Origin of the sequence: Vreelandella sp. F11 (genome assembly GCF_042466685.1) — a bacterium.
GTDB lineage: Bacteria > Pseudomonadota > Gammaproteobacteria > Pseudomonadales > Halomonadaceae > Vreelandella.
Window position 1 is genome coordinate 3,765,259 of the sequence record NZ_CP170448.1, and the last position, 26,564, is coordinate 3,791,822.

The window sequence follows — 26,564 nt, forward strand, 5'->3', positions numbered from 1 at the left end:
TAATGCAGCGGGCTTGATTCTGGCATCCGAAAACTCAAGCGTATCGTTGACGTAACACCTTAGCCGCTTCCACCATATTGGCCAGCGCTGGTTCTACTTCCGCCCAGTTGCGGGTTTTTAGGCCACAGTCCGGGTTGATCCATAGCCGTTCGGCGGGGATTTTTTCCAGGGCTTTCTCCATCAAATCGACCATCCAGCTCACCTCGGGAGTGTTCGGGGTGTGGATATCGTAAACCCCTGGGCCAATTTCGTTGGGATAAGCGAAGTCCTGAAAAGCATCCAACAGGTGCATATCAGAGCGCGATGTTTCGATGGTGATCACATCGGCATCAAGGGCTGCAATCGCGCCAATGATATCGTTGAACTCCGAGTAGCACATATGGGTATGAATTTGGGTGGTATTGGCTACACCTGCCGCGCTTAGCTGGAAGCTCTCTACCGCCCAGTCAAGGTACGCCTGCCACTCATGCTGGCGAAGCGGCAGCCCTTCTCGCAGCGCCGGTTCGTCGATTTGAATAATCTTGATCCCAGCTTGTTCCAGATCCAGCACCTCATCGCGCAGCGCCAAGGCAAGCTGGCGGCAGGTGGTTTCCCGCGGCTGGTCATCGCGCACAAACGACCACTGTAAAATCGTCACTGGGCCGGTCAGCATGCCCTTCATGGGTTTGTCGGTCAGGGTTTGAGCGTACTCGCTCCAGCGCACCGTCATCGCCGCAGGGCGAGAGACATCACCAAAAATCACCGGCGGCTTGACGCAGCGAGAACCGTAGCTCTGCACCCATCCAAAGCGAGTGAAGGCAAAGCCTTCGAGCTGCTCGCCAAAGTACTCCACCATGTCATTGCGTTCAGCTTCACCGTGCACCGGCACGTCGATATCCAAGGCTTGCTGACGCTCAACGGCGTAGGCAATCTCGGCCTGCATACGGGCTTCGTAGTCGGCTGGCCCCAGCTCACCGGCTTTAAAGGCGCGCCGGGCGGCACGAATCTCGTCGGTTTGTGGGAAAGAGCCAATCGTCGTGGTGGGAAATAGCGGCAACTTAAGCGCCCGCCGCTGAGCCTCAGCGCGAACAGGGTAAGGTGCCTGACGCTGGCTATCGGCGGGGCTAAGCGCCGCCAAACGCTTACTGACCACAGCTTGGTGAATACGGGTTGACTCACGCCGAGCATCCAATGCTCGAGTGGCCTGATCCAGGCGCTGCTCATCAACAGGCGTGGCGCGATTATCGATCAAGCGAGCCAGGGTCACCACCTCGTCTAGCTTCTGCCGTGCGAAGGCCAGCCAACCGATTAGCTCATCACCGAGCTCTGTTTCCTGCGCCAAGTCCACCGGTACATGCAGCAGCGAGCAGCTCGGCGCCAACCAAAGCCGCTGGCCCAGGCGCACTTTTAACGGCAGCAGGCGTTCGCGCAAGGCAGCCAGGTCGGCCCGCCAAATATTGCGGCCATCAACAAACCCCACCGATAGCACCTGATGGGGGCCAAGGCGATCAATCACGCTTTCCACTTGCTGGGGCGCGCGCACGGCATCAATATGCAAACCCGCCACGGGCAGCCGGGTCGCCAACGAGAGATTATCGCCCAAGCCCCCGAAGTAAGTGGCCAGCAGTAGTTTTAGCGGCGCAGACTGAAGGCGGTGGTAAGCGCGCTCATAGGCCTGCTGCCACGCCAGCGGCAAGTCCTGCACCAGCGCAGGCTCATCCAGTTGAACCCACTCAATACCTTGGGTGGCGAGCCGCGCTAATATTTCGCCATATACGTCGAGTACGCTATCGAGCAGCGTCAGGCGGTCAAAATCACCGCCCTTGGTTTTACCCAACCACAGCCAGGTCAGCGGGCCCGTCAGCGTTACTTTGGGGGTAAACCCTGCACGTAACGCCTCATCCACTTCATCAAACAGACGGTTGGAGGCCAGGGTAAAGGTTTGCCCATCATGCAGTTCGGGCACCAAGTAGTGGTAGTTAGTATCGAAATACTTGGTCATTTCACAGGCCGCGGCTTGTTCACCGCTGGGCGCTCTCCCCCGGGCCATACGAAAGGTGGTGTCGAGATCCACATCGCCATCTACCACTTCATTTTGCGCGTTAAAGCGTGAAGGCACCGCCCCCAGCGCCACTGAAACGTTAAGCACTTGATCGTAAAATGCGAAATCGCCCACGCTAACGAAATCCAAACCCGCGTCCTGCTGCGCCTGCCAGTGGCGTAAACGCAGCTCGCGGCCGGTGCTTTCAAGCTCGCTACGCGTGCACTCGCCTTTCCAGTACGCTTCCGTGGCTTTTTTTAGCTCGCGCTGAGCGCCGATGCGGGGATAGCCGAGAATATGAGAAACTGTCATGATGAACCCTACCAACGTGAATAATTTCACACAGTCTGGGCATCACACCTTAGTGAATCAAACTAAAGTTTCTAATAGTAAAGATGAAAAATACTCACAATGATTGAGCAATGACATGATTGAGCTACGACACCTCCGCACCCTGCTGGCGCTGCGCGAAACCGGCTCCCTGGTCGATGCTGCCGAACGCGTGCATTTGACCCAATCGGCGCTTTCACACCAGCTCAAAGATCTGGAGAGCCGCGTAGACAGTGCGCTGTTTGTGCGCAAAACCCGTCCGGTGGAGTTCACCCGCGCGGGGCTTCGACTACTCGCCCTGGCCGACCAGATACTGCCTGAAGTACGCAAGGCGGAGCGTGATTTAGCGCGTTTGGCAGGCACCGAGCAGGGGCGTTTGCATATGGCTATCGAGTGCCACAGCTGCTTTCAGTGGCTGATGCCGACGGTGGATTATTTTCGTGATCACTGGCCGGAAGTGGAAATTGACATACCCAGCGGTCACCATTTCGACCCGCTTCCAGCACTTGCCCGCGAGCAGTTGGATCTGGTGATCACCGCCGACCCTCAACCTCTTGAGGGGATTCACTACGCCCCGCTATTTCGCTATGAAGGGCTACTCGCCGTCGCCCGGCAACACCCCTTTGCAGGTCAGGGCTTTATAGCGCCACAGGCGCTGGCTGAGGAGACGTTGATCACCTACCCCGTTGAGCAGTCGCGGCTGGATATTTTCACCCAGTTTTTGCAGCCGGCGAATGTGCGCCCTCGGGAGATTCGCACCGCCGAATTGACGATTATGATGATGCAGCTGGTGGCCAGCGGACGTGGCGTGTGTGCGCTGCCCAACTGGGCACTCACTGAGTACTTGGAGCGCGATTACGTCAGCGCGGTAAAGCTAGGCGAGGATGGGGTATGGAGCACACTCTACGCAGCGATTCGCGAAGAGACTCGCGAATCGCCGTGGATGCAGGATTTCTTGCGCACTGCGCGGGAGACCTCCTTTGCAGTACTAACCGGCGTTAAGCCGGCGGATCGCGACGGGGAACCAGCAGCGTAAAGCGCGCGCCGCCCAAGGTCGGACTGGTATCAATGGTGACGCTGCCACCGTGCCCAGCCATAATTTTCTGCACTATCGAAAGCCCTAAGCCGTAGCCGCCGGAACTGCGGGCGCGGCTGTCATCCAGCCGGGCAAAAGGCTTGAAGATATCCGCCCGCGCTTCAGGGGGAATGCCGGGGCCGTCGTCTTCAACATCGATACGCACCAAATTGGGCTCATCCCAGAGTTGAATCACCACTTGGGACTTGGCATGGCGACAGGCGTTGCCCACTAAGTTCTGCACCGCACGCTGGAGATAGCGCGGCTCCGCCAGCAGCTCAATTTCAGGCCCTGGCGCAAGCACCAGCGCTAGCCCCTTATGCAGCGGCGACAGCGTATCAATCACCCGTTCCGCCATGGCCCGGCACTCTACCAACGCCGTTTCAAGCTCAGCGCCGTTAACCGTTTCCCCTCCTAGGCGGGCATAGGTGAGAATTTCATCAACCAATTCATCAAGTTCAGCAATGTCCGCATCGATACCCTGTAGCTGACGACGAATAGCAGGCTGATCAGTCATATCCTCGACCATCTGCACGGCAAAGCGAATGCGCGCAACCGGGGTGCGCAGCTCGTGGGAAACCGCCCGAATCATCTCTTGCTGGCCACGCAGCAGGCTCTGCACCTGATTGGCCATGCCGTTAAAGGCCATGCCCAAACGGCCTAAAAAGTCGCCGCTCTCTACCTTTACCCGGGTTTCCAGGCGGCCGCTGGCGATCCGTGTAGCGGCCAGTTCCAGCCGTGCCATGCGAGCTTCAATGCTACGCATAATCAAATAGATGATCAGGCTGAGAACGACCATCAGCCCCACCAGAAGCGGTAAGTGCAAATTGAGTGGCAGCGTATCCCCGCGGGAAATAGGCCCCGCTTGCAGCCATTGTGACTCGCCGGGCAACTGATAGAGCAGCGTAATTGACAGCTTATCGGAAACAAGCTGCGTGATAACGTTGCCACTGGCCAACTGAGCCTGCTGCGCCGTCGTTAGCCCTGCAGGCAGCGAAGACAACCGCTGCAGCGGCCAACTCCCTGAACGCAATTGGGCAATGCGGTCATCACGCTCTTCCGCTGGCGTTGCCGCAAGCCACTCGCCAAGCAGCTCTATGCTGCCATGCCACTGGTGCTCGCTCCAGTCATCAAGGCGTGCTTGCAGCAGCCAGGTATCTCCGGGCAGGCGCTGCTGCAACAACCAGGGTTTTTCGGCGACCAGGATTCTGCCTTGCTCCAACCGGGAGCGCTCAAAATAGCCCAAATCCGCCTCGTTGATAGGCTGCAGAGTGAGTTGCAAATCGAGTTGCTCTGAAAAGTGCTCAAGCAAAGCATCCCGCTGCTCTACCGACGTATCGGCTAGCCTTTGCGTCATCAGTGACATGGGGAGCGCGGCGAGTTGCTCGCGGTAGTCTTCGCGGCGCACCTGCTCAATAAAGGAGCGCCCTACCAAGGCGATCACAAACACCACCAGTAGCGCGATGCCCAGCAACAAATAGAAGCGTAAAAACGAGCCATTACTGAGCACCCGCCGCATGATGCTGTCCCTCTGAATGATCAACTGTCTTTAACGAAGAGATAACCTTTACTTCGCACGGTCTTGATCCGATGAGGCTGGTTAGGATCATCGCCAATTTTAGGCCGAATGCGCGATACGCGGACATCAATAGAGCGGTCTTGGCCATCGTACTTAATGCCCCGGAGGTCGCTGAATATCTCTTCACGGGTGAGCACGCGGCCTGCGTTACGCCCCAGTAGCCAAAGCAGGTCAAATTCGGCACTGGTTAAGTCAATACGCTCACCCGAAAGCCAGGCTTCGCGAGTCGCGTTATCGATCTCCAGGTTCTCAAAACGTAGCCGCATTTCGCCGTCCGGGGCAGGCCCGTCGGCGCGGCGCAGCAGCGCGCGCATGCGCGCCAGCAGTACCCGTGGCTGAACCGGCTTCGGCACATAGTCGTCGGCGCCCATTTCAAGCCCCAAGACCTGATCCAGATCGTCGGTGCGCGCGGTCAGCATCATAATTGGCCCGGCAAAATTGGGTCTAACGCGACGGCAAATCGCCAGTCCGTCCTCTCCTGGCAGCATTAAGTCCAGAATCACCAGGTCAGGCTGCAGGGTTAAAATACGCTCAACCCCTTTAGCGCCATCTGCTTCCAGCGTTACTTGGAAGCCGTTCGCTTCCAAGTAATCACGGGTAAGCTCGGCCAGACGCTGGTCATCCTCAATGATCAAGACATGATCTTGATCGGGATAGTCAGGCGTTACAGACTCTTGCGACTCAAGCGCCTGAAATTGCTGTTCCAAATGATCTACCATCCTCTTTATGCACTCCGCTTAGGCTGTTTATTTTCTCACCCGCTCATCCAATACCAACGCAGGTGCCCCATGATTGGCTCTCAGGATAACTCAAAACCACCAAAACACCCGCTTCTGTCGCTACAATTGCGCGTATTGGTAAGTGCGTGTGGCCAGACACTTGATTCTTCCTCAACCGGGGACTAATGTATAAACGCTAACTGTCGACAATTTGACAGGGGGAGCCTGCCATGGGAAGTAGCAAAACGAAAAGTGTTATAAAACGTGTTTACGTTCCAGCCCAAGTGCGCGACCTGCCCAATGGGGAGAAGTTAAAAATCCCGGGGCATTATAAGGCGCCGCCCGGGGAAGGAAACGACACCATTGAGTAATATTTGATTAAGTATATCTATTGCTAAAGCATATTAAAAAGGCAGACCATTTGGTCTGCCTTTTTTTCTTCACTACAAGTTATGCCCCAATTACACGAGGCGCGCTTTTCAGCGCCTACCCTTTGGGACCAAACAGAAACCATGCAATTAAGCCAACTAACGGGAAAAACAGCAGCACCAGAATCCATACCAGCTTAGCAAGACCGCTTGCCCCGCTTTTGGCTACTTTAACAATGGCCCAAATCACAATAATGAGCCAAATTAGCCCTAATAAACCACCTACTTCAATGCCCATAGCAACTCCTTAGCGTGTTGGCACTCGTATTAACTCAGACAGTCATATCAGTGGCACATTCCCAAGCTGGACTCACTGCTCAGGAAGGCTCAACACCATCTCACCCGCCTGTATTTCTATCGACAATAAATTCAGAAAGCTCATGCCGAGTAGGACAGTATCGCGCTCCATGCCAGGGCTGATAGACCCCTGCACATTCTGCACTTTTAGTCCGCCAAGGGAAACCTCATCAAGCTCCGTTAAGGTACCTTCCACTCGGCCGTTGGCGGTATTGAACCAAGCACTTCGCCCAGGCTCAAGGCCTAACTCGGTTGCTAAATCGGCTGGTATAGCGACATAGGTGGCGCCAGTGTCTAGCAAAAAGGTCACCGGTTTGCCATTGATGCTCCCCGGCGCCTCAAAATGCCCGGCTCGGTTACGCTTCAGGGTAACTGGCTCTCCCGCAGGCAAGGTTTGCACAATATTGGCGTTGGGTCGCATCATATTTTCCAGGCCACCGTGTATCCACCAAGTACCTACTGCCATTAACAGCACCCAAAACAGCAGCATCATAACGATGCCGCCACGCTGGGACACTTGCCCTGCATTATGCGTTGCCATACGCCACCTCACTGAGGTAAGGATGCCTCGTTAGCGTTATTATTGCTGGTATGACGGTTGGTTTCCCAGGCAAGCGCCGCCTCACGACCACGACGCTCGCTGACCCTGGCGCAAATCAGCATCGCGATAACGAACAGGGCAACACATAATAGAATAGACGCTTGCAAGCCAATCAGCGTTTGCAACACCCCCAGCATGACGATGCCCAACACCCCCGCCAATTTATTCGCCAACCCCCAGAATCCGAAAAACTCAGCCGATTTCGCCAAGGGTGAAAACAGTCCCACCAGCGCCCTGCTGGCGGATTGACTAGATCCCAGGCTAAGTCCCGCCAGACAGCCGACCACCAGAAACAGATGCTGGGCCTGCCACTGCAGCTCAAAATGGCCGTTTATCCACTGAGTCGCCTCAGGCGTTGCCCATATCGCAATAATCGCCACTACCCACAGCGCCAACGTCATTTGGTACGTTCGCTTGGCGCCTAGCTGATCCTGAATCCAGCCGAACCCCAGAGCGCCCGCCGCTGCAGTGATTTGAACAATAATAAACATGATATTGCGTACGCTCTCATCCCAGCCGATCACTTGAGCGCCATAAATAAAGGCGAACGCGATGATGATGTAGACCCCGGCCATTGAGAACAGTAGTGAAACCAAAAACACCGTCAGGTCTTTAAAGTAGCGCAACTCATGAAAAGTGGTTGTGACACGATTCAGAGCAATATGTCGATAAGAGACGCCGTGGGGCTGGGGCTTGCCGCGCTCTTGCAACCATAAAAAGGTAGGAATGGCAGTAATCAGGAAAAAACCTGCAGCAAAGGGCCCCACCCAGCGGATACGCTCAAAGTTATCCGCACTGGCCTCGCCGAGCACGACCAGAGTGAAGCCCGCTGCAAACAGCCCTCCGATATAGCCTAGCGCCCAGCCAAACCCGGAAATTTTGCCCAGCGACTGGGGCGGTCCAAGCTCGGGCAAAAAAGAGGCTATAAATGATTCGCCCATTGAGTAAGCGTAATTAGATAGCACTATTAGTAACAGCCCGATAATAACGTAGCCCGGTTCAACGAAGTAAAGCATTGCTGTGGTGACGACAGTCGCTAGGTAGCTAATCAGCAGAAAGCGCTTTTTCTCCGCCCGGTAATCCATCACAGCGCCGCATAGCGGTGCGGTGATCACCACCATCAAATAGCTAACCGCCAGGGCCAAGCTCCATAAAAAATTGGCAAGCCGGAAGTTATCGCCACGATCCCCCACAATGACGGTGGTAAACAGCTCACCAAATACCACAGTGATTATCAGTAGCGTGTAGGCTTGGTTGGCAAAATCAAACATTGCCCAGCCGAATATTTCGCGACGCGATGCGTAGCCATCCGTCGCCTTATCAGAGTTAGCAGACAGCATTGATTTTCTCTCACAGGGGAAGCCATTAGCCTAGCAGGTGGAACCCGTAAGACGCCACGGCTAGCGTTGGTAGATTAGAGGTGACAGCCGAGCAGCGTTGCTCTAAGTTTGATTGATTGACAAGTCATTGGGATAGAGTGCGATGGAGTTAGTCCAGACATCTCCACGGCGATTATATCGACAACTGTTAAACAGGCTGTTGGCCGTGCTATGTCTCTGGCTGACAAGCGTTGCAAACGTGCAGGCTGATGGGGCAAATACGCTGGCACCATTAACCTTTATTACTGAAGAGTACCCACCCTACAACTATCTCGATAATCAGCAATTAACTGGGGTATCAATTGATTTATTGGAGGCAATTTTTACAGCCACCAACACCCCTCTTAGCCGCCATGACATCCGCTACTACCCCTGGGTTCGCGGCTATGAGCTAGCGCTGAGCCAGCCTAACACTGTACTGTTTTCCACTACCCGCACGCCGGCAAGAGAGTCCAGTTTCCACTGGGTGGGACCGATTGCCCAAGACCGTGTCGTGCTGCTTGCCCACCGGGACGCACCGATCGTGATCGATGCGTTGTCACAAGCAATTGATCGCGACCTGACCGTGGCGGTTATTCGGGAAGATATTGGCGCCCAGGCGCTATTGGAAGCAGGCTACCCTGAACGACTACTGGTACCGGCCATTGATAACCGCAGCGCGCTCAACATGCTCACCCGTGGACGAGTTGACTTGTGGGCTTACAGTGCCGATGTGGCTGCCTGGATAGCTGAATCGGAAGGTTATCCTAAAGATAGCTTAATCCCGATACACACACTCAGCGAATCTTCGCTATACTTTGCCATCAACCAAGCTACTGACCGACGCTTGGTTACGCTGATGCAGCAGGCATTAGACAGGGTGCTAGCGGAACGGCCCCAGAGGTAGCTAACGATGGCTAATCAGGTAACCTACCGATGGCAGTACCGTATGACCATTGCGCTACTCACCGCTATCGGCAGTTGCTCACTGAACCTGCACGCAATGCCGCTAGCGGCTATGCCAAATCAAGCCCTGCCGCTCACCATCAACACTGAAGAGTACCCACCGTTCAACTATGCGGACGGCCAGGGGCAAATTATTGGCAGCGCGACGCTGCTGCTACGTAATGCGCTACGCCGGGCAGACATTGAGGCAGACTTTCGGTTACTGCCCTGGGAGCGCGCTTACACTGAAGCACGCTTACGCGATCATCACTGCGTCTACTCAACGACGCGCACCCCTGAACGTGAAGCGCTGTTTCACTGGGTAGGGCCGCTGGTGGTTAATGAGTGGGCTGCGTTTAGTTTAGCCGAGCGCGGTCTCAGCACTGCTTCACTTTCAGGGCTACACGGTTGGCGAGTGGGTGGTTTTCGCGGGGATGCCGTAGGCGATTATGTCGCCTCTCGTGGCATTAGTGTTCTACGTGCTCCTACGGAGCGAGAAAATATACTGCGTTTAGAGGCGGGCCTGCTAGATGTGATTGTGACAGGCAAAGCAACCGGTGAATTTATGGCACAAGAACAGCACATCGCACTCACGCACTTGTTTACCTTTTACCGCGCACCGCTTTATCTCGCCTGCCATCCCAGCGTGCCAGAAGCACTGCTGGCGCGGCTGCAAACGCAGTTGGATGCCCTGCACCGGGAAATGCAGGAGGAGAGCCAGTGACCACTCCTCGCCCGCGGTTTTTGCTCTCAGCCCCCGCCCCTAAAAAAGGCAGTCTGACCACTAAGCAAGCGCTACTTACCCTGCTGGTTGCTATGCTTATTAGCGGCGTGGCGGGCAGTGTTGAACTGCTCAGCCACGCCGCCAACATACGCCAGGAAACCGAGCAGCGTATTACCCATCAACTGGCCATAGTCAATGGCGCCGCAGCAGAAGCCGCTTTCCAGCTTAACCCTGACCTTGCCCACCAAATCGCCTATGGGCTATTTAGTGCTGATGAGGTCGCATGGGTATCGATTCGTGACGATTTTGGACGCGCGCTGGCTGAATTTGAGAGACCCAGACAGGCTGATCCGTCTTGGCTCAGCCAGTATTTATTTGGCGATATAGTCCACCACCAAACGCCACTCGCCTACTACATGGGCAGCGATATGCCAGAAGCGGTCGTCGGCGAAATTGAACTAATGCTGTCAGAAGGCTACTTAACCCAGCAATTCCTGGCGCGTATTTATAGGGTGGTCGGGGTGAGTATTGTAGAAGCGTTTATTTTAAGCATCGTAGTGATAACTTTTTTTCATCTCTTTATTACACGTCCTCTGCTCAAGGTACATGCGGCTATTGCCCAAACCGATACCAACTGCCCCGGCCAGTGGCCCAAGCCCATGCTACGGGGCCATCAGGATGATGAATTAGGGCATCTGGTGGATAGCTTGGATCATTTGTTAAATGCGTTCCAGCAAGGTTTGGAGCAGCGCGATCAACTCCACCACCTCTCCAATATGGATGGCTTAACCGGCGTGGCAAACCGCCGCCAATTTGACGAGTTTTATCAACGTCACTGGCACTTGGCACAGCAAAACCAGCAGCCACTATCGGTGATTTTTATCGATATCGATAACTTCAAAGAGTTTAACGATCACTATGGACATGCCATGGGTGACGATACGCTGCGCGCCGTTGCTAAAGCGCTCAATCAGTGTATTGACCCCGCAAGAGATCTGCTCGCCCGCTATGGTGGCGAAGAGTTTGTTTGTGTACTGCCAGGTCAGGATCATGACGACGCCGTAGGTGTCGCCAACTGTTTGCGCAAAGCGGTGCTGTCGCTCGCCATTCCCCACGCTTTTTCCAGCACCCACTCAGACCTCACCGTTAGCATGGGCGTTGCCAGCATGTCGTCCGGCTATTCAATCAGCGCTGAAGCGCTGATTGAACGCGCCGATCAGCACCTGTACAACGCCAAACGACTTGGTCGTAACCGCGTAGAGACAAGCAAACGCCCGGCCTGAAAGCCGGGCGTTAAGCACTTCTATTGCGAAAAGTATTGCAAAGAGCAGGTACGTTATAGCAACCAGTGAGCGGCCACAGCAGCGAGGCCGATGAACATCGCCGTAAGCACAGCCACTGTCACCACCCGATCAAGCCAGCGATCAAACCCCACCCCTTTAGCCTGTCTTCGTGTCGCCCCATGGCGCCCTTGCCGCGCCATTAGCATCTTCGCTTCATTCGTCACTGCTCCCGAATTACCTTGCCCGGCAATAGAAGGCCTGGTTACTTTTTATGAGTATTGATGAGTGATGCTAACTATTAATTCGCCGATTGACCACACTCGGCGCACGGCGCAGACGCTCTTCCTCACCTAACAGCTCGGCTTCAAAGGCATCCGCCCCCACCGGCGTTTCGCCATGGCGACGATAAAGTTGCGTTAGCATTGCCTTGCGGTCGGCGCGCAGTTCCTGGACTAGCACAAACACCATCATATAGAGGATAAAGGTGAACGGTAGCGCCGAAAGCACTGCGGCTGACTGCAGCCCTGTTAAACCACCCGAGGCAATCAGCGTGAGGCAGATAGCCGCGATCAGCACCCCCCAAATAACGCGCTTGTAGAGCGGCGGGTTGATCGAACCATTATCGGTCATTTGCGCCACGATATACGAGGCCGAGTCAGCGGAGGTCACCAGGAAAATAAAGATCAGTAGCATCGCCACGACCGACAGCACGCCGGAAAAGGGCATCAACTCAAACATCTCAAACAGCGCAACCGTTATATTATCCTGGGTTGCGGCTGCAAGCCCCACATCGATGCCACCCAGCTCCATATGCAGCGCCGCACCACCGAATACCCCAATCCACAAACAGGCCAGCAGCGGCGGTACAAACAGCACCCCAAACACATACTCTTTAATAGTACGGCCACGGGAAACCCGGGCAATGAAGGTACCCACAAAGGGCGACCAGGCAATCACCCAGGCCCAGTAGAAAATCGTCCAGCTACTCGCCCACTCGTTATCGCTATAGGGGGAAATGCGCAGGCTCATGCCAATAAAGTTCTGCAGATAGTCGCCAATACCCACCGTGATCGTCTCTAATATCGCCACGGTTGGGCCAGTGAACAGTACGTACAGCATCAACCCGATACATAGCAGCATATTGAGATTAGAGAGGCGTTTAATGCCTTTATCCAGGCCCGACCAAGTGGATGCCATGTAAGCGCAGAACATCACAAAGAGAATCAAAAACTGCCAGAAACCGCTCTCTGGCATGCCAAACACAGCATTTAAACCGCCGTTCAGCTGCAGAACGCCCAGCCCAAGCGAGGTAGCGACACCCATGACAGTGGCAACCACAGCAAATACATCCAACCAGGAAGCATAGGGACGAATTTTAGGGTTCTTAGCCGTGATTGATGATAGTACGGATGAGACCAGCCCCGCCTGCCCCTTACGAAACTGGAAGTAGGCGATGATCAAACCGACGATAGAGAAAGCCGCCCACTGGTGTATCCCCCAGTTAAAATAGCTGTATTGAATCGCATAGCGAGCCGCTGCTTCAGTTTCAGCGGTTCTGTCACCATAAGGTGGTTCGATGAAGTGGGACATGGGCTCCGCCATGCCATAGAACACCAGCCCGACACCAAAGCCTGCCGCCAGCAGCATGCTAATCCACGAAAAAAAAGTATAGTTGGGCCGACTGTCCTGGGGGCCTAAGCGCACCTTGCCGTACCGGCTAAGCGCCAGACCAAACAGAAAAATCACAAATCCAAACACCGAAAATAGATAAAACCACCCGAATAGCCCAGTAATAGTCGTCAGTGCTCCCTCTGCCGCGTTGGCAAATCCTTCAGGAAATGACGCTCCGACAACTACCAAGCCAAAAATAATCACCACCGATGCGATGAATACCGACTTGCCTCCATGATTAGCCATATAACCGTCCTGTTAGATGAGCTCTATTTAGGTAAGCACAGCGTATTAAGCGCATGCTTGTACAACCAAACTTCTCCTGTACAGCTTAATGGTAACAGTTGAAAAACCTCATCGCACTGTACCTGGAAGCTGACTACGCATCTCAGCGCTACTCACAGGCAGTGAACTTGCTAGAGCAACTGTGTTCCAATGGGTGCGAATAACCGATGGAGGCTCTTATGCCACAGATGAATCGCGACCAACGCAACGCTGCATGGCAAGCGGCTAACCAATGGCGTGCCCGTGCTGCGCAAACCCAACCCACTGGCCTGGCGGGTAGCCTAAAGCTGCTGTTCACATGGCTGGCGTTTGGCGCGTTAATGATAGTCGGTGTAATACTCGGCCTGTTTTTCCTATTGATTGGCTGGGCAATGATGCCGTTTGTACGGCATAAAATGAAGAAACGTATGGAGCAGATGCGTGCCCAGCAGGCGCAGGATATTGGCGGCGGCTACTCCAACGGGTCTACGTCGCCACATAACCGTCCAGGTCATCAGGACGTGTTGGAAGGCAGTTACGAAGTTAAAGATGAGCGCTAATCGCGCAGTGAGTGATATTTTTGCGCCGTCGATGGAAAGTTAAAGGGGCGCATACACCCAGGTAAATGCCGCCGCCAAGGTGAGCGGCATCACGACTAGACTCCCCAGGTTACCAATCAGCACTAACGAAGCCACTTTCTGTGGCGCAAGTTTATACTGCTCGGCGACTAAGTAGTTCAATACTGCAGGCGGCAGTGCTGCAAATACCAGTAGCACCGCCGCTTGCAATGCATTGAGCGGCAGTAGCCACATCAACGGCAAGGCAATCACTAGCCCGGACAACGGGCAGAGTACCGCCCCCAGAATCCCTGTCCGCCAGTCGCTAAAGTCGATCTCCAAGAGCCGCACCCCTAGCGCAAACAGCATAAGCGGAATACATACTCCACCCAGCATATGCATCGCTTCCAGCAGCCAGCCAGGCAGCGGCAGCCCACTGATATTCACCGCTAACCCCGCCAGACTCGCTAGCACAATCGGCATGCGCAGCATGCGCCATAGGGAGGTGCGCGGGTTAAGCATGTAAAGCCCCACCGAAAAGTGCAGCAGCATTTCAACGATAAACACCACTACCGCGGCAGGCAGTGCTTCGGCACCAAATGCCAGCACCAGCAGCGGCACTCCCATATTGCCCGCGTTGTTGAACATCATCGGCGGGAGGAAAATTTTACTCTCCAGCTTTAGCCACTTGGTCAGCGGCCACAGCACAATCCCCGACCCTAACACTACCGCTATCGCTGCCGTAGCCAGCCAAGCGTATTCGGCCAACGGCGCTTGACGGTCGGCCAGCACGGCAAACACCAGCAGGGGAACGAACAGCTCCATATTGAGCGTATTGAGGCTGCGTATATCCGGTGTACGGTAGCGTCCATAGGCAGCGCCACAGCCGGCAATTAAAAATACCGGCAATAGCGTGGCCAAAATGTGTCCAATCATACGGGCCGCCTTGCCCTATTACTTGTTCTCACTGTTGCTTCCTGGTTCGTTTGGGAAAGCCGTCTAGCTAGCTGTTATCAGCGGTGGAGGGTTCAAGAAAGCGCTGCCAGAGCGCGGTGACGATATCGCGATGAGCACGGAACTCCTCCCCATCGCTGAGTGCTTTTTGACCCGTAAGCGCCGCACGGTGAGCAGCGCTACGATAAGCCAGATAAGCCTCGCGAAGGCGCTCCGCCTCTTCAGCGGGTAAGTGCCCACTCTCCGTCAGACTCTCTAGAATGCGGATATTATCGCTGTAAGTAAGTAACGCAGGCGTCTGGTGAGCAAGTGCTAACACCGCGTATTGGCAGAGAAACTCGATATCCACCATTCCACCAGCGTCATGTTTGATATTAAAGGTGTTACTGGCGGCTTTACTGCCCAGGTGCTCACGCATTTTGTGGCGCATCTTGACCACCTCTTCACGCAGAGCAGCTTTATCTCGCGCCTGGCCTAGAATATCGCCCCGCAGCTGACTGAATTTCTCGGCCAGCGTATCGCTACCCGCCACCACTCTGGCGCGCACCAATGCCTGATGCTCCCAGGTCCAGGCATTCTGACGCTGATACTCGGCAAAAGCTTTCAGTGAAGTCACCAATAGCCCTGAGTTACCCGAAGGCCGCAGGCGCATATCCACTTCATAAAGCGTGCCGGTAGGCGTTACGGCGGTGAGCAGGTGAATAATGCGCTGACCCAGGCGGGTAAAAAACACGGGTGTATCAATGGGTCGTGGGCCATCGGTCGAGCCTTGACCATCGCTATCGTGCAGGAAAACCAGGTCTAAATCCGAGCTATAACCCAGCTCAATGCCCCCCAGCTTGCCGTAACCGACAATTAGAAACGCTGCCTCCCCGGTATTCAGCCCCTCAGGCACGCCGTGTTTGCGGGTGATATGTTTCCAGGCCATGGCCAACACGGCATCGAGAATCACTTCTGCTATAAAGGTTAAGTAATCGCTTACTTTCATTAGGTGTCGCGTGCCAGCAACATCAGACGCCGCCACGTGCAGTGTTTGTGCGTGTTTAAAAACACGCAGCGCCTCCAGCTGGGCCTCTTCGTCGTCCTCTGGCAGACGATTCAGCGTTTGGCGCAGTTCATCGGCCAGGCGCGCTTTATCGGCGGGGGTATACAGCGTTTCCGGGGTCAGCAGCTCGTCGAGCAGAATGGGATAACGCGAGAGCTGTTCGGCGATCCAAGGGCTGGCGGCGCATAGCCGCATCAAATGTTCAAGCGCCTGGGGGTTTTCGCGCAGCAGCGCGAGGTAAGCGGTACGCCGCAACACGGCTTCAATCAGCGGCTGCACCCGTTCAAGCGCGGTATCCGGCGCCTCATTATCCGCTACAGCATCCAGCAGTAGCGGCATCAGCGCATCCAAGCGCTCAAAGCCGATCCGCTGCATGCTTTGCACTTGCCGGGAGTGGTAAAGAGTCTGCAGCCGTTTCAAGGCTTTTTCAGGCTCGTTAAAGCCCGCATCAAAAAGGTGGGCGCTTGCCTCCTCCCCCTCTAACTCACCGCGCCAAATAAGCCGCCACTGGGCCAAACCGAGCTGGCTATCATCGTTGGCGTCATCGACATCCTCTTCGGGGTCGGCAATCACGGCATCAAAGTGTTGACGCACCCGCTCGCGCACTTCGTCTAGCTGAGCAATCAGCCCCGGCCAGTCTTCATGTCCCATGGCGAAGGCAACCCGCTCACGATCACCATCATCGCTGGGCAGGGTTTGTGTCTGGCGATCTTCCAGTGCTTGGAGCGCGTGTTCAACATCGCGCATAAAGGCGTAATCGGGCAGCAGTTCATCGACCACCTCCTGGGGCAACAGGCCCAACTCGGGCAAACGATTGAGTGCCGTTTTCAGCGATGTCACCTGCAGTTCCGTATCGCGGCCGCCACGAATCAGTTGGAACGCCTGCACCACGAACTCAACCTCACGAATCCCCCCCGGGCCGAGCTTAATATTGCTCTGCATGCCTTTACGCTTCACTTCGCGGTTAATCATCGCTTTCAGCTCACGGAGCGACTCAATAGCGCCAAAATCGAGATACTTGCGGTACACAAAGGGGCGCAGCCCGGCCAGCAGCTCTCCGCCCGCGTCTAGATCTCCGGCGACCGGCCGTGCTTTGAGCATGGCGTAACGCTCCCACTCGCGACCTTGATCCTGGTAGTAGCTGGAGAGCATGGAAAAGCTGCCCACCAATGGGCCGCCGTCGCCCAAAGGGCGCAAGCGCATATCAACGCGGAAGGCGAAACCGTCGGCGGTCATGGCGTCTAGCGCGGCAATCAGCTTTTGGCCCAGCTTGGTAAAGTACTCCTGATGCTCTAATGATTTACGACCTCCTTGGGTTTCGCCTTTCTCGGCAAAGGCAAAGATCAAGTCGATATCGGAGGAGAGGTTCAACTCCCCCGCGCCCAGTTTGCCCATGCCCAGGATCACCAGACGCTGGGGGGTGCCGTCATTGCGGGGGGCCGGTAAGCCCCAGCGCGGTGCGTAAAACTGCTCTAGCCAGGTTAACGCAGCTTCCAAGCATATTTCAGCGAGCTCCGAAACCGCCGTGGCGGTATCCCACATGCTATAGCCGGAGGCACGGTTAAGGTCTCGCCAAATAATTCCCAGCATACGCTTGCGGCGAAAACGGCGTATCGCCCGCTGCATTGCTTCTTCGTCTTCGGCGTCCTCAAGCGACTCATTTAGCCAACTGGCCAGCTCGTCCCGCCCGGGGTTGGTGTCCAACTCTCCGGCAATATCCAACTCGGCTAACCACTGGGGATAGCGAACCAGGGTATCCAGCGCAAAGGTTGATATGGCCAAGACTCTGGCAAGCGCCTCACGGCGCGGCTCAGAAAGCTCCTGCCAATTACTGGATGGTAGCTCCTGCTTGGTCATCTCGGCGACATTATCGGCTTGAGTAAGCGCCTCGGTTAGCCGCTTCCAGGCGGACTGGGTGGCGGTATGTAACGACGCTGGCAGCGTCGACAACGGTAAAAAATCGTCGTTCCTAAGTCCTTTAAATGCTTGCATAACGACCTCGCTGACAGCGTGCTAAAAAGGAGTGGTTTTAAATCAGCTTAGCCAAAGAATTTTTCCCAACCCAATAGCCCCCAGGTAAGCCCAGCCATCATCAGCGACAGCATTACTGCCGCTGAGCCAATATCCTTCGCTCGCCCGGAAAGCTCATGGTGCTCGGTGCCGATCCGGTCAACCACGTTTTCAATTGCACTGTTCAGCAGCTCCACTATCAGTACAAAAAACAGGCTGCTCACCAGCAGTAGCCAAGTGATGGGGCCTTCGCCAATCCACCAGGCGAAGGGTAGCAACACTACCGTAATGCCTACCTCTTGACGGAAAGCCGCTTCGTTTCTAAATGCCGCTTTTAAGCCTTTCCACGAATAACGCGTGGAGTGAACCAAATGTGTTAAACCGGTATGCCCAGGTTTCATGCAAGTCGCCTCACCTTGTGAGCGTGGAGTTTGTTCAGTTCGCTAATATCATTGCCTCTAGATCCAGTGACAACGGATCCAGCACTTCGGACCAACTTAAGTAAGGCGTGCTGCTGTTACCATTGACCATAACGCTAAACACTCCCCAGCGCCCTTGCGAGGTGCGAAAATAGCCCGCTGCTGCGCGCACGGCAAAGGGTTGGTTAAGCGTGCCGGTTTTGATCATGACATTGTTTTGGAACGTGGAAGAACCTCGCCGAATAAAGCGCATCACCCCGTTAGCGGGCGACTGAAAGGCCGCCACAAAGCTGGGAAACAGGCTGCTTTGACGAAACATGTCCTCCAGCATCACGTTAACGCCCTGGGCCGATGTGCGGTTTTCAGTGGTCAGCCCGCTGCCACTGTAGAGAGTTAACGGCCCGTGCCCGGGCAGGCTCTGAGCGTACGTTTCAATCGCTTGGCCTGCTTGGCGTAGCTGCGCCTGGGGCGTCTCGACGAGATCCAGCGCCAGCACATCAGCCATATAGTTATTGGAGTAGTTCATGATGCGCAGCAATAACTCTTGCAGTGGTTGGCTGTCCACCGCCGCCAAACGCTGGGCAGTGCCGGGGGGTTGAGACGAGCTGACGCGCCACGGTTCGCGCACCTGTATCCCCGCCTGACTCAACATGCCCATCAACACTTGTGCGGTAGTTTCGGCAGCATCCCCCGCGCCACGGTAGACATCCCGGGCAGTGGCATTGGTGGAAATCTGCCCTGTCAGACGCATCACGTCGCCGCGCTCATCCGTGACACGCTCAGCGCTAATCTCAGTACCACTATTGGCCGGGCGAGTGACTACCTGGTTATCGATAGTAATCAGCGATGTCTGGCTATCGCACAGCCCCACCTGGGCAGGTGCCCCTGCGCTAGCGGCAGGGGCGACATTGACGCACCAACTGCCGAAGTTAACGCCTGCCGAGGAGAGTGGCGCGCTATACGCATTAGCGACCCGATTGAGCGCATTGCAGCGGTCGGTGGTAATACACTCCACCGGCCCAAAGCGCCACTGGCTGACCACCAAAGCACCATCAACCTCGCGCACCCCGGCTAAGTGCAAACGCTGCACCAAACGCCATAGGTTTTCAGTGGTGAGGCCCGGATCCCCACCGCCATCAAACACCAAATCGCCGCGCAGCACGCCATTATCGATGCTAGCGGAGCTGACCAGTTGGCTGGTAAAGCGGTGTTGGGGGCCAAAGCGGTTCAGCGCCGCCGCCGAAAGATAGGCTTTAGTTACCGAAGCGGGTGATAGCTGACGATCCGGGGAGATACTGCCTAACCGTGCATTGGCAGCTGCGTCAGCATCCAAAAGGCGGGCCTCGGCGCTAATCGAAAAGCCTTTATTTTGCAGCTGTCCCAGGCGATTAAAATCGGCGAGCAGGCTGGTACTGGCACACAGCGCTAACGTGGCAACACCGGTTACCAGCGACCAGCGCCGCATACGCTTACGAGCAAAACGACCCATTACGATACCTCAATGCACATTCATTTTAGAAAACACTTGCAGCATGACCACACCGGCAACGATCAAGCTAATGCCTACCACCGCCGGTAAATCAGGCTTTTCACCGAACACCACTATGCCAACTAAGGTAACCAGCACGATGCCCAGGCCCGCCCAAATCGCATAGGCGATCCCCACCGGCAGCGTGCGCAGCACTAGGCTAAGCAAATAGAAAGCTAATCCGTAGCCCACGACCACCACCAAGCTGGGCAGTGGGCGCGTAAACCCCATGGAAGCTTTTAAAGCGCTCGTGGCGATTACTTCGGCCACAATCGCCAGCACCAAATAGACAAACGTCATGTTCGCTCCAAATCAACGCATAACCGCCATAGTGCCTGGCCACTTCGAGCATATTTAGCCTCGAACGGCGTTAAATAGCCGTCTTTAGGCGCAATTTCAGTTACCGCTGCCTGTTGTCCGGTTACCTGAGCTACCGCCAAGGCAAACTCTTCAACGTAGAGTGACCAGTTAGAGCGCAGCTCAAGGCGCCCTCCAAGGGCCAACAGTGTGGGTAAAACCGCATGGCCATGCCAGCGCATTTTTAGATGCCCCGCCTTGGGGTATGGATTGGGATAAAGCAGAAAGTGATACTCTGGCGCCCAGCCAGCCTGGTAGGCTAAACGCCAAAAGTCGACCAGGTCGGCTCTTACCAGCAGCGCATTGTCAGGCAACGCGCCGTGGTCACGCCCCAAACGATCTTCGCTGCGATCCACGCCGATTACCGCATGGGCGGGGAACTGCGCCGCCAGTTGGCGTGTCGATACCCCTACTCCACAGCCTGAGTCGAGTATCAACGGTGCCTGACGACCCGCGAGCCACTCCGCCGCCAGGGCAAAGCTATGTTGGGTATGTTCGGCGACCGGTTTACGCAAAGGGTGCGTTAGCGCTCGGCTCACCCGGCGTGACAAATCCTGATGCGGGCCTGGCTGATTGGAAATGACGGGTCGAGAATTGTGTTGCATGCCATTACTCGGCTGAAAAGCGTGATTCTATCAGTCTCGAACGCTTGCGGCATGACGCCGTTGCACAGCCGGTGCTATGATCACGCCTGACATCGTTATTAGTGACCTTATTAAGCGCATGGTACTGGGCAAATTTTGCTCTTTAAACATGGCGATAATTGTTATTACCACCACTGCACCACGAGGAACCCGGCTTGTCACACTTACCGGTGATTGTCGGCATGGGCGGCATCAATCCCGCTGGCAGAACCTCTGGCCATCAGGCCTTCCGCCGCACTGTGCTTGATGCCCTTACTGCTGACCAGCAACGCCAGACACTGGAAGGCTTGGCGGCGCTTATGCGCCTAGTAGAGCACTCCGAAAAAGGATGGCACGACAGTCAAGGCCAACCCGTCGATGACCCGGCGCAGTCGCTGCGTGATCAGGTGCTGAAGCATACCCTGATTCGGCGCAATGAAGACCCGCGCTTTCTCGACCCTGGCATGCCCTCTAATCGGCAGGCCAACATGCAGTTTGCCGAGCCGCTCCGCTTTACCCTGCGCCGCCGCCAACTGCCTGAAAACCTGCCCTTGGATTGGCAGGTGCGCGACATTGATGCCCGTGAGGTTGAAGTGATCGTTCCCGCAGGCGTGCTAGAGGTGCTGATGCCCGACGCCCAGTTGCCTAAGGTTCGCGCAGCGGCTCAGCTACCCAGCGGTTTTGACCCCGCGAGCCTTTACCGCAGCGTTCATCACCCGCGAGGCCTTTCCCTAGCGGTATTTGGCGCCAGCGACTGCCTTGGCGCCAGCGGCCTCTCCTGGGAGACGCTGCGTCAGCAGTTGAACCCGGATCATATTGCCGTATACGCCGGTAACTCCATTGGTCAGTTAGACGATCAGGGCTGGGGCGGATTACTGAAAAGCCTGGTGAGCGGCCAGCGCGCTACCTCCAAGCAGATGCCCCTGGGCTATGGCCAGATGCCCGCCGACTTTTTGAATGCCTACGTGCTGGGCAGCGTTGGCGGCACCGGCGCAGCATTAGGCGCCTGCGCCAGCTTTCTGTATAACCTGCGCCTAGGCATTGATGATATTCGCGCCGGCCGCCGCCGTGTGGTGATGGTCGGCACTGCAGACGCTCCCATCACACCGGAAATCATCGAAGGCTTCCGGGCCATGGGCGCGCTGGCTGACGACGCCGGTCTGAAAGCCCTGGATGCCCTGGAATTGCTCACCGACAGCGATTATCAGCGCGCCTGCCGCCCGTTTGCGCGCAACTGTGGCTTTACCATGGCAGAAGCCAGCCAGTTTGTGCTGCTAATGGACGACGCCCTAGCGCTGGAAGTCGGCGCGGATATTCTCGGCGCGGTGCCTGACGTGTTCGTCAATGCCGACGGTTACAAGCGCTCGATTTCGGCGCCGGGCATTGGCAACTACATCACCCTCGGCAAAGCGGCTGCACTGGTGCGCGATATGCTGGGTGAAAAAGCCCTTAAAGAGCGCAGCTTTTTGCATGCGCACGGCACCAGCACCCCCAAAAACCGCATCACCGAATCCCATGTATTCGACGAAATCGCCCGCGCTAACGGCATTAGCGACTGGCCGGTGGTGGCGATCAAAGCCTTTATCGGCCACTCCCAGGGCTCTGCAGCGGGCGATCAGTTGGCGAGCGCTTTGGGCAGTTTTTCCCACGACTTGCTACCGGGTATTCCTACCCTGGATGCCGTCGCCGACGACGTTTATGCCGAACGGCTACGCTTCTCGCAAACGGCACAAACGTTTCGCGCCGACGCGGCTTTTTTGAATGCCAAGGGCTTTGGCGGTAACAATGCTACCGGCGTAGTGCTGTCACCTGCGGTGACCGAGCGCCTACTGACTCAGCGCCACGGCGCAGCGGCGGTGAGTGCCTGGAAAGTGCGCCGCGAAACGACCCGTGAAGCAGCAGCGCTCTATCTTGCCGAGGCAGACCGTGGTCACTACGCGCCACGCTATCAGTTTGGTGAAGCGGTACTGGAAGGCCCCGAGCTGGATATTCATGCCGACAGGATTCATATTCCCGGTTATGACCACGCGGTCTCATTAACCAGCGATAACCCGTTTGGTCGATTGGATGAGGAGAGCGAGCAATGAGTACGCGGAAGCTCAATATCGCCGTCTACCCTGGCACCTTCGACCCCATCACCAATGGCCATTTTGACCTGATCGAGCGCGGCGCGCGGATGTTTGACAAAGTAGTCATCGCGGTCGCTGCCAGCCCCGGCAAAAGCCCCCACCTCGATCTAGAAACACGTATGGCATTGGCGAAAACGGTCTGTGCACCGCTGCCCAACGTTGAGGTGATTGGCTTCTCAACCCTGCTTACCACCATGATGCATGAGCAGGGCGCGACAATTATTCTGCGCGGCCTGCGTGCGGTTTCCGACTTTGAGTACGAGCTGCAGCTGGCCAACATGAACCGGGCCCAAAACCCCGAGCTGGAGAGCGTGTTTTTAACCCCAGCGGTGGAAAACTCGTATATCTCATCCACCATCGTGCGTGAAATTGCCAAGCTGGGTGGCGATATTTCTCCGCTGGTGCATCCTCAGGTCGCCGAAGCGCTGCGTAACCACTACACTAGCTAACCAACGCCATTGTTGAGTAAAACACTCAGGTATTTGATAGCCTGGGTGCGAACGCCATCTGCGAGGTATGCCCATGGCCCTGATGATTACCGACGAGTGCATTAACTGCGACGTCTGCGAGCCCGAATGCCCCAATGATGCTATCTCCCCCGGTGAGGAGATCTACGTCATCGACCCTAATCTATGTACCGAATGTGTCGGCCACTATGATGAGCCCCAGTGCCAGCAGGTCTGCCCGGTGGACTGCATTCCGCTGGATCCAGAGCGCCACGAAAGCCATGAGCAGTTGATGAAGAAGTACCGCATCATCACGGCCGCCTAAACCTCATGCGGATTTGGGCCCTTGCCTGGCCAATCATTCTCTCCAATATCACCGTCCCGTTACTTGGTTTGGTTGACACTGCTGTGGTCGGGCATTTGCCCGACTCTCGCTACCTTGCAGGCGTTACCCTGGGTGCTACGCTGTTTAGCTTTCTTTATTGGGGTTTTGGCTTCTTGCGCATGGGCACTACGGGGCTGGTCGCCCAAGCCATGGGCCGCGAGAGTGACTCGGATGTACGCAATCTACTGGGGCAGTCGCTGATCATCGCACTGGTGATTGGCAGCCTGCTGATTGTGTTCGCCTCGCCGCTGATTACGCTGGGTTTGTGGCTGTTAGATGGCAGCGAGGTGGCCACCCATTTAGCCCGAGAGTACGCCCATATCCGCCTCTGGTCGGCACCGGCGGTGCTCGCCAACTATGCCATTCTGGGCTGGTTTTTAGGCCAACAGAACTCCCGCGTCACACTGATGATTCTACTGCTTACCAACAGCGTCAATATCGTGCTGGATGTATGGTTTGTGGTTGGGCTAGAAATGACCAGTAACGGCGTGGCCTGGGCCAGCGTCATTGCGGACTACAGCGCGCTGGCGTTCGGAAGTTATTTGGTGCTTCGCCAGCTAACCCGACTAGAGGGACATTTTTTGCGCGAGCGCCTGCTGGCACTCACGGCTTACACAGCCTTGTTTAACGTCAATGCCAACCTGTTTGTGCGCACCCTGGGACTGCTGTTTGCCATGGCGTTCTTTACCGCCCAAGGCGCGCGTCAGGGGGATACCGTACTTGCTGCCAACGCCGTACTATTGCAATTTATCATGCTCACCAGTTACGCCCTGGACGGCTTTGCTCACGCTGCCGAGTCACTGGTTGGGCGCGCCTATGGGCGCCAAGATTGGCGCGAGTTTGCCGCCAACGTGCGCGCCGCCGCACGTTTTTCGTTCTGGACTGCCGGTGCTGCGGCCCTGCTGTTCGCGCTCGGCGGCAATGCGCTGATTGCGCTGCTCACCGGCCTGGAAGAGGTGCGCACGACCGCGGCAGACTATTTGCCATGGATGGTCGTGATGCCGCTGATTGCGGTATGGAGCTACCTGCTTGACGGGGTATTTATCGGTACCACCGCAGTACGCGAAATGCGCAACAGTATTTTTATTGGCCTAGCCGCCTACCTGCCCGCCTGGTGGTTTAGCCAGGGGCTGGGCAATCATGGGCTCTGGCTGGCGTTTACGCTGTTTACGCTGGTTCGCTCAGCGGTCCTGATTCATTACTATCGCCGTTATCGGCTGACCCGTTGGCGTTAAAACCGTTACGCCTGCCCCTAACTGCGCTAACGTAGGCTTAAACGGGTAGCTTCAACGTGAAAATTTCCGTGCTCACCCGTATATTAGCTGTGTCGTTGCACTTCATATGTACTTCCAAGACCTTGCTTAGCCACTTCCTAATAATGAATAAAGAGAGCATCCCATGCTTAAAATGATCTCAAAACCGGCGGTCAAGCTGGTGGAGCGCTATCTCCCCGACCCGTATATTTTCGTACTGCTGCTGACGTTAATTGCCTCGGTCGCCGCCATCGCTATTGAGCGCCAAACACCGCTGGCGGTGCTGCGCTTCTGGGGCGATGGGTTCTGGGGCTTATTGACGTTCTCGATGCAGATGCTGCTGGTACTGGTCACCGGTTTTATGCTGGCAAGCTCACCGCCGGTTAAACGCATTCTGCAAAAAATCGCCGGTACCGCTAAATCGCCTGGCGGCGCAATTGTCCTGGTGACGCTTGTCTCATTGGCAGCCAGCTGGATCAACTGGGGGTTTGGCCTTGTGGTCGGCGCGCTATTTGCCAAAGAGCTGGCCAGGCTGATTCGCGTTGACTACCGCCTATTAGTGGCCAGTGCTTACTCCGGCTTTGTGGTGTGGCACGGCGGCTTGGCAGGTTCGATACCGCTCACCATCGCAACCGAAGGGCATTTCTCCGCCGACCAGATTGGCGTGATTGGCACCGGCTCTACGATTTTCGCCTTCTTCAACCTCGCCATTGTGGTCTGCCTGTTTATCGCTATCCCATTGGTAAACCGCATGATGCTGCCGGATGAAAAGGATAGCGTCTACGTTGACCCCAACGTGCTAAATGATGAGCCTGAACCGGTTGGCCGCATTACTCGCCCCGCGGAGCGCCTGGAAAACAGTCTCACCCTCGCCCTACTGGTCGGTGTACCGGGGCTGCTGTTCTTGCTTGATCACTTTCTGCTACGGGGTGGCGGCTTAAACCTTAACGTCGTTAACTTTATGTTCCTGTTCCTGGCCATTGTGCTGCACCGCACGCCGCGTAATCTGCTCAATAGCCTGCACGAAGCGATTAAAGGTGGTGCGGGGATTGTCATCCAATTCCCATTTTACGCTGGCATCATGGCGATCATGGTGCAGTCGGGGCTCGCAGAGAGCATGTCTGAGTGGCTGGTCTCCTTTGCCACCGCCACGACACTGCCCTTCTGGTCGTTCATCAGCGCTGGGATTGTCAACCTGTTCGTGCCCTCCGGTGGCGGCCAGTGGGCGGTTCAGGCACCGGTAATGCTGCCTGCGGCTGAAGCGCTAGGTGCTGACATTTCAAGAGTCGCCATGGCCGTCGCATGGGGCGATGCCTGGACTAATCTGCTACAGCCCTTCTGGGCACTCCCGGTGCTCGCCATTGCGGGCCTAAAGGCAAAAGATATTATGGGCTTCTGCCTGATTCAGCTTTTCATCACCGGCGTTATTATTTCCGTCGGTCTGGTCTGGTTTTAAAACTATGGTTTTAAAACCAGGCCATCACAGATGGAAATAGCAACTCTTTCAAATATCCAATGACGGATGCGAGGGCAGGTTGGAGCGAGGGTCTTTCGGCCAGGGATG

24 protein-coding genes are annotated in these 26,564 nt (G+C 55.9%); 10 read left to right on the forward strand and 14 right to left on the reverse strand.

All coding sequences use genetic code 11. The features are described 5' to 3' along the window. Positions 1 to 34: 34 nt before the first annotated feature. Entirely contained in the window at positions 35 to 2,332 is a 2,298-nt protein-coding gene (gene metE, locus ACFIOZ_RS17280) for a 5-methyltetrahydropteroyltriglutamate--homocysteine S-methyltransferase (RefSeq protein WP_386079951.1), read from the reverse strand. Positions 2,333 to 2,447: 115 nt separating this feature from the next. Between metE and ACFIOZ_RS17285 the strand changes: the two genes are divergently transcribed. After that, positions 2,448 to 3,386: a LysR family transcriptional regulator gene (locus tag ACFIOZ_RS17285; protein WP_386079952.1), complete on the forward strand. Its 939-nt coding sequence runs from the start codon at positions 2,448 to 2,450 to the stop codon at positions 3,384 to 3,386. Here the strand turns inward: ACFIOZ_RS17285 and ACFIOZ_RS17290 are convergent. The 5 genes from ACFIOZ_RS17290 to ACFIOZ_RS17310 form a co-directional block, all read right to left on the reverse strand. Next, entirely contained in the window at positions 3,349 to 4,944 is a 1,596-nt protein-coding gene (locus tag ACFIOZ_RS17290; RefSeq protein ID WP_386079953.1) for an ATP-binding protein, read from the reverse strand. The two genes, ACFIOZ_RS17285 and ACFIOZ_RS17290, sit on opposite strands and share 38 nt — an antisense overlap. Before the next feature lie 20 nt (positions 4,945 to 4,964). Further along, a complete protein-coding gene (locus tag ACFIOZ_RS17295; RefSeq protein WP_386079954.1) occupies positions 4,965 to 5,723 on the reverse strand; it encodes a response regulator in 759 nt (252 codons plus the stop codon). Positions 5,724 to 6,209: 486 nt separating this feature from the next. Beyond that, positions 6,210 to 6,389: a PLDc N-terminal domain-containing protein gene (locus tag ACFIOZ_RS17300; RefSeq protein WP_386079956.1), complete on the reverse strand. Its 180-nt coding sequence runs from the start codon at positions 6,387 to 6,389 to the stop codon at positions 6,210 to 6,212. A gap of 72 nt (positions 6,390 to 6,461) precedes the next feature. Then, the gene (locus ACFIOZ_RS17305) at positions 6,462 to 6,989 is read right to left on the reverse strand and encodes a retropepsin-like aspartic protease family protein (RefSeq protein WP_386079957.1); all 528 of its coding nucleotides are present in this window, start codon (positions 6,987 to 6,989) and stop codon (positions 6,462 to 6,464) included. 8 nt (positions 6,990 to 6,997) lie between these two features. Next, positions 6,998 to 8,389, reverse strand: a complete 1,392-nt coding sequence (locus tag ACFIOZ_RS17310; RefSeq protein ID WP_386079959.1) for an MFS transporter — start codon at positions 8,387 to 8,389, stop codon at positions 6,998 to 7,000. 238 nt (positions 8,390 to 8,627) lie between these two features. Between ACFIOZ_RS17310 and ACFIOZ_RS17315 the strand changes: the two genes are divergently transcribed. Genes ACFIOZ_RS17315 through ACFIOZ_RS17325 form a run of 3 tightly spaced genes read left to right on the forward strand, consistent with a single transcriptional unit; the run spans position 8,628 to position 11,359 of the window. After that, complete coding sequence (locus tag ACFIOZ_RS17315; protein ID WP_386079961.1) at positions 8,628 to 9,314, forward strand: substrate-binding periplasmic protein; 687 nt, start codon at positions 8,628 to 8,630, stop codon at positions 9,312 to 9,314. A 6-nt stretch (positions 9,315 to 9,320) separates the two neighbouring features. Continuing rightward, complete coding sequence (locus tag ACFIOZ_RS17320) at positions 9,321 to 10,076, forward strand: substrate-binding periplasmic protein (protein ID WP_386079963.1); 756 nt, start codon at positions 9,321 to 9,323, stop codon at positions 10,074 to 10,076. Continuing rightward, positions 10,073 to 11,359, forward strand: coding sequence for a GGDEF domain-containing protein (locus ACFIOZ_RS17325; protein ID WP_386079964.1), 1,287 nt, complete (start codon positions 10,073 to 10,075; stop codon positions 11,357 to 11,359). The genes ACFIOZ_RS17320 and ACFIOZ_RS17325 overlap by 4 nt, the downstream gene beginning before the upstream one ends. Before the next feature lie 53 nt (positions 11,360 to 11,412). Here ACFIOZ_RS17325 and ACFIOZ_RS17330 read toward each other — a convergent pair whose 3' ends face one another. Together ACFIOZ_RS17330 and ACFIOZ_RS17335 are read right to left on the reverse strand one after the other, a co-directional pair. Then, positions 11,413 to 11,583 (reverse strand): hypothetical protein, encoded by a 171-nt coding sequence (locus tag ACFIOZ_RS17330; protein ID WP_386079965.1) that lies wholly within the window; start codon positions 11,581 to 11,583, stop codon positions 11,413 to 11,415. Between the two features lie 67 nt (positions 11,584 to 11,650). Then, the gene (locus ACFIOZ_RS17335; RefSeq protein WP_386079966.1) at positions 11,651 to 13,276 is read right to left on the reverse strand and encodes a BCCT family transporter; all 1,626 of its coding nucleotides are present in this window, start codon (positions 13,274 to 13,276) and stop codon (positions 11,651 to 11,653) included. Between the two features lie 218 nt (positions 13,277 to 13,494). On the opposite strand from ACFIOZ_RS17335, the gene ACFIOZ_RS17340 reads away from it, so the two are divergent. Next, positions 13,495 to 13,854: a hypothetical protein gene (locus tag ACFIOZ_RS17340; RefSeq protein WP_386079968.1), complete on the forward strand. Its 360-nt coding sequence runs from the start codon at positions 13,495 to 13,497 to the stop codon at positions 13,852 to 13,854. Positions 13,855 to 13,893: 39 nt separating this feature from the next. On the opposite strand, the gene ACFIOZ_RS17345 is transcribed toward ACFIOZ_RS17340, so the two are convergent. From ACFIOZ_RS17345 to trmB, 6 genes are all read right to left on the reverse strand, one after another. After that, positions 13,894 to 14,787, reverse strand: coding sequence for an AEC family transporter (locus ACFIOZ_RS17345; RefSeq protein WP_386079970.1), 894 nt, complete (start codon positions 14,785 to 14,787; stop codon positions 13,894 to 13,896). 67 nt (positions 14,788 to 14,854) lie between these two features. Continuing rightward, positions 14,855 to 17,842 (reverse strand): bifunctional [glutamate--ammonia ligase]-adenylyl-L-tyrosine phosphorylase/[glutamate--ammonia-ligase] adenylyltransferase, encoded by a 2,988-nt coding sequence (glnE, locus tag ACFIOZ_RS17350; RefSeq protein ID WP_386079972.1) that lies wholly within the window; start codon positions 17,840 to 17,842, stop codon positions 14,855 to 14,857. Positions 17,843 to 17,889: 47 nt separating this feature from the next. Further along, entirely contained in the window at positions 17,890 to 18,261 is a 372-nt protein-coding gene (locus ACFIOZ_RS17355) for a diacylglycerol kinase (RefSeq protein WP_386079973.1), read from the reverse strand. Positions 18,262 to 18,295: 34 nt separating this feature from the next. After that, a complete protein-coding gene (dacB, locus tag ACFIOZ_RS17360; RefSeq protein ID WP_386079975.1) occupies positions 18,296 to 19,768 on the reverse strand; it encodes a D-alanyl-D-alanine carboxypeptidase/D-alanyl-D-alanine-endopeptidase in 1,473 nt (490 codons plus the stop codon). Positions 19,769 to 19,777: 9 nt separating this feature from the next. Further along, on the reverse strand, positions 19,778 to 20,107 hold the full coding sequence (locus ACFIOZ_RS17365) for a DMT family transporter (RefSeq protein WP_386079976.1): 330 nt from the start codon (positions 20,105 to 20,107) through the stop codon (positions 19,778 to 19,780). Next, complete coding sequence (gene trmB / locus ACFIOZ_RS17370; protein WP_386079978.1) at positions 20,104 to 20,769, reverse strand: tRNA (guanine(46)-N(7))-methyltransferase TrmB; 666 nt, start codon at positions 20,767 to 20,769, stop codon at positions 20,104 to 20,106. The genes ACFIOZ_RS17365 and trmB overlap by 4 nt, the downstream gene beginning before the upstream one ends. 221 nt (positions 20,770 to 20,990) lie before the next feature. Here trmB and ACFIOZ_RS17375 point away from each other — a divergent pair, with 221 nt between their 5' ends. The 5 genes from ACFIOZ_RS17375 to ACFIOZ_RS17395 all read left to right on the forward strand — a co-directional run bounded on the left by ACFIOZ_RS17375 (position 20,991) and on the right by ACFIOZ_RS17395 (position 26,456). Continuing rightward, complete coding sequence (locus ACFIOZ_RS17375; protein ID WP_386084131.1) at positions 20,991 to 22,874, forward strand: beta-ketoacyl synthase; 1,884 nt, start codon at positions 20,991 to 20,993, stop codon at positions 22,872 to 22,874. Beyond that, complete coding sequence (coaD, locus tag ACFIOZ_RS17380; protein ID WP_386079980.1) at positions 22,871 to 23,365, forward strand: pantetheine-phosphate adenylyltransferase; 495 nt, start codon at positions 22,871 to 22,873, stop codon at positions 23,363 to 23,365. The genes ACFIOZ_RS17375 and coaD overlap by 4 nt, the downstream gene beginning before the upstream one ends. A 73-nt stretch (positions 23,366 to 23,438) precedes the next feature. Continuing rightward, complete coding sequence (locus ACFIOZ_RS17385) at positions 23,439 to 23,687, forward strand: YfhL family 4Fe-4S dicluster ferredoxin (RefSeq protein ID WP_088699339.1); 249 nt, start codon at positions 23,439 to 23,441, stop codon at positions 23,685 to 23,687. 5 nt (positions 23,688 to 23,692) lie between these two features. Further along, the gene (locus tag ACFIOZ_RS17390; RefSeq protein ID WP_386079982.1) at positions 23,693 to 24,982 is read left to right on the forward strand and encodes an MATE family efflux transporter; all 1,290 of its coding nucleotides are present in this window, start codon (positions 23,693 to 23,695) and stop codon (positions 24,980 to 24,982) included. Between the two features lie 163 nt (positions 24,983 to 25,145). Beyond that, positions 25,146 to 26,456 (forward strand): short-chain fatty acid transporter, encoded by a 1,311-nt coding sequence (locus ACFIOZ_RS17395; protein ID WP_386079984.1) that lies wholly within the window; start codon positions 25,146 to 25,148, stop codon positions 26,454 to 26,456. The last annotated feature ends 108 nt before the right edge of the window (positions 26,457 to 26,564 follow it).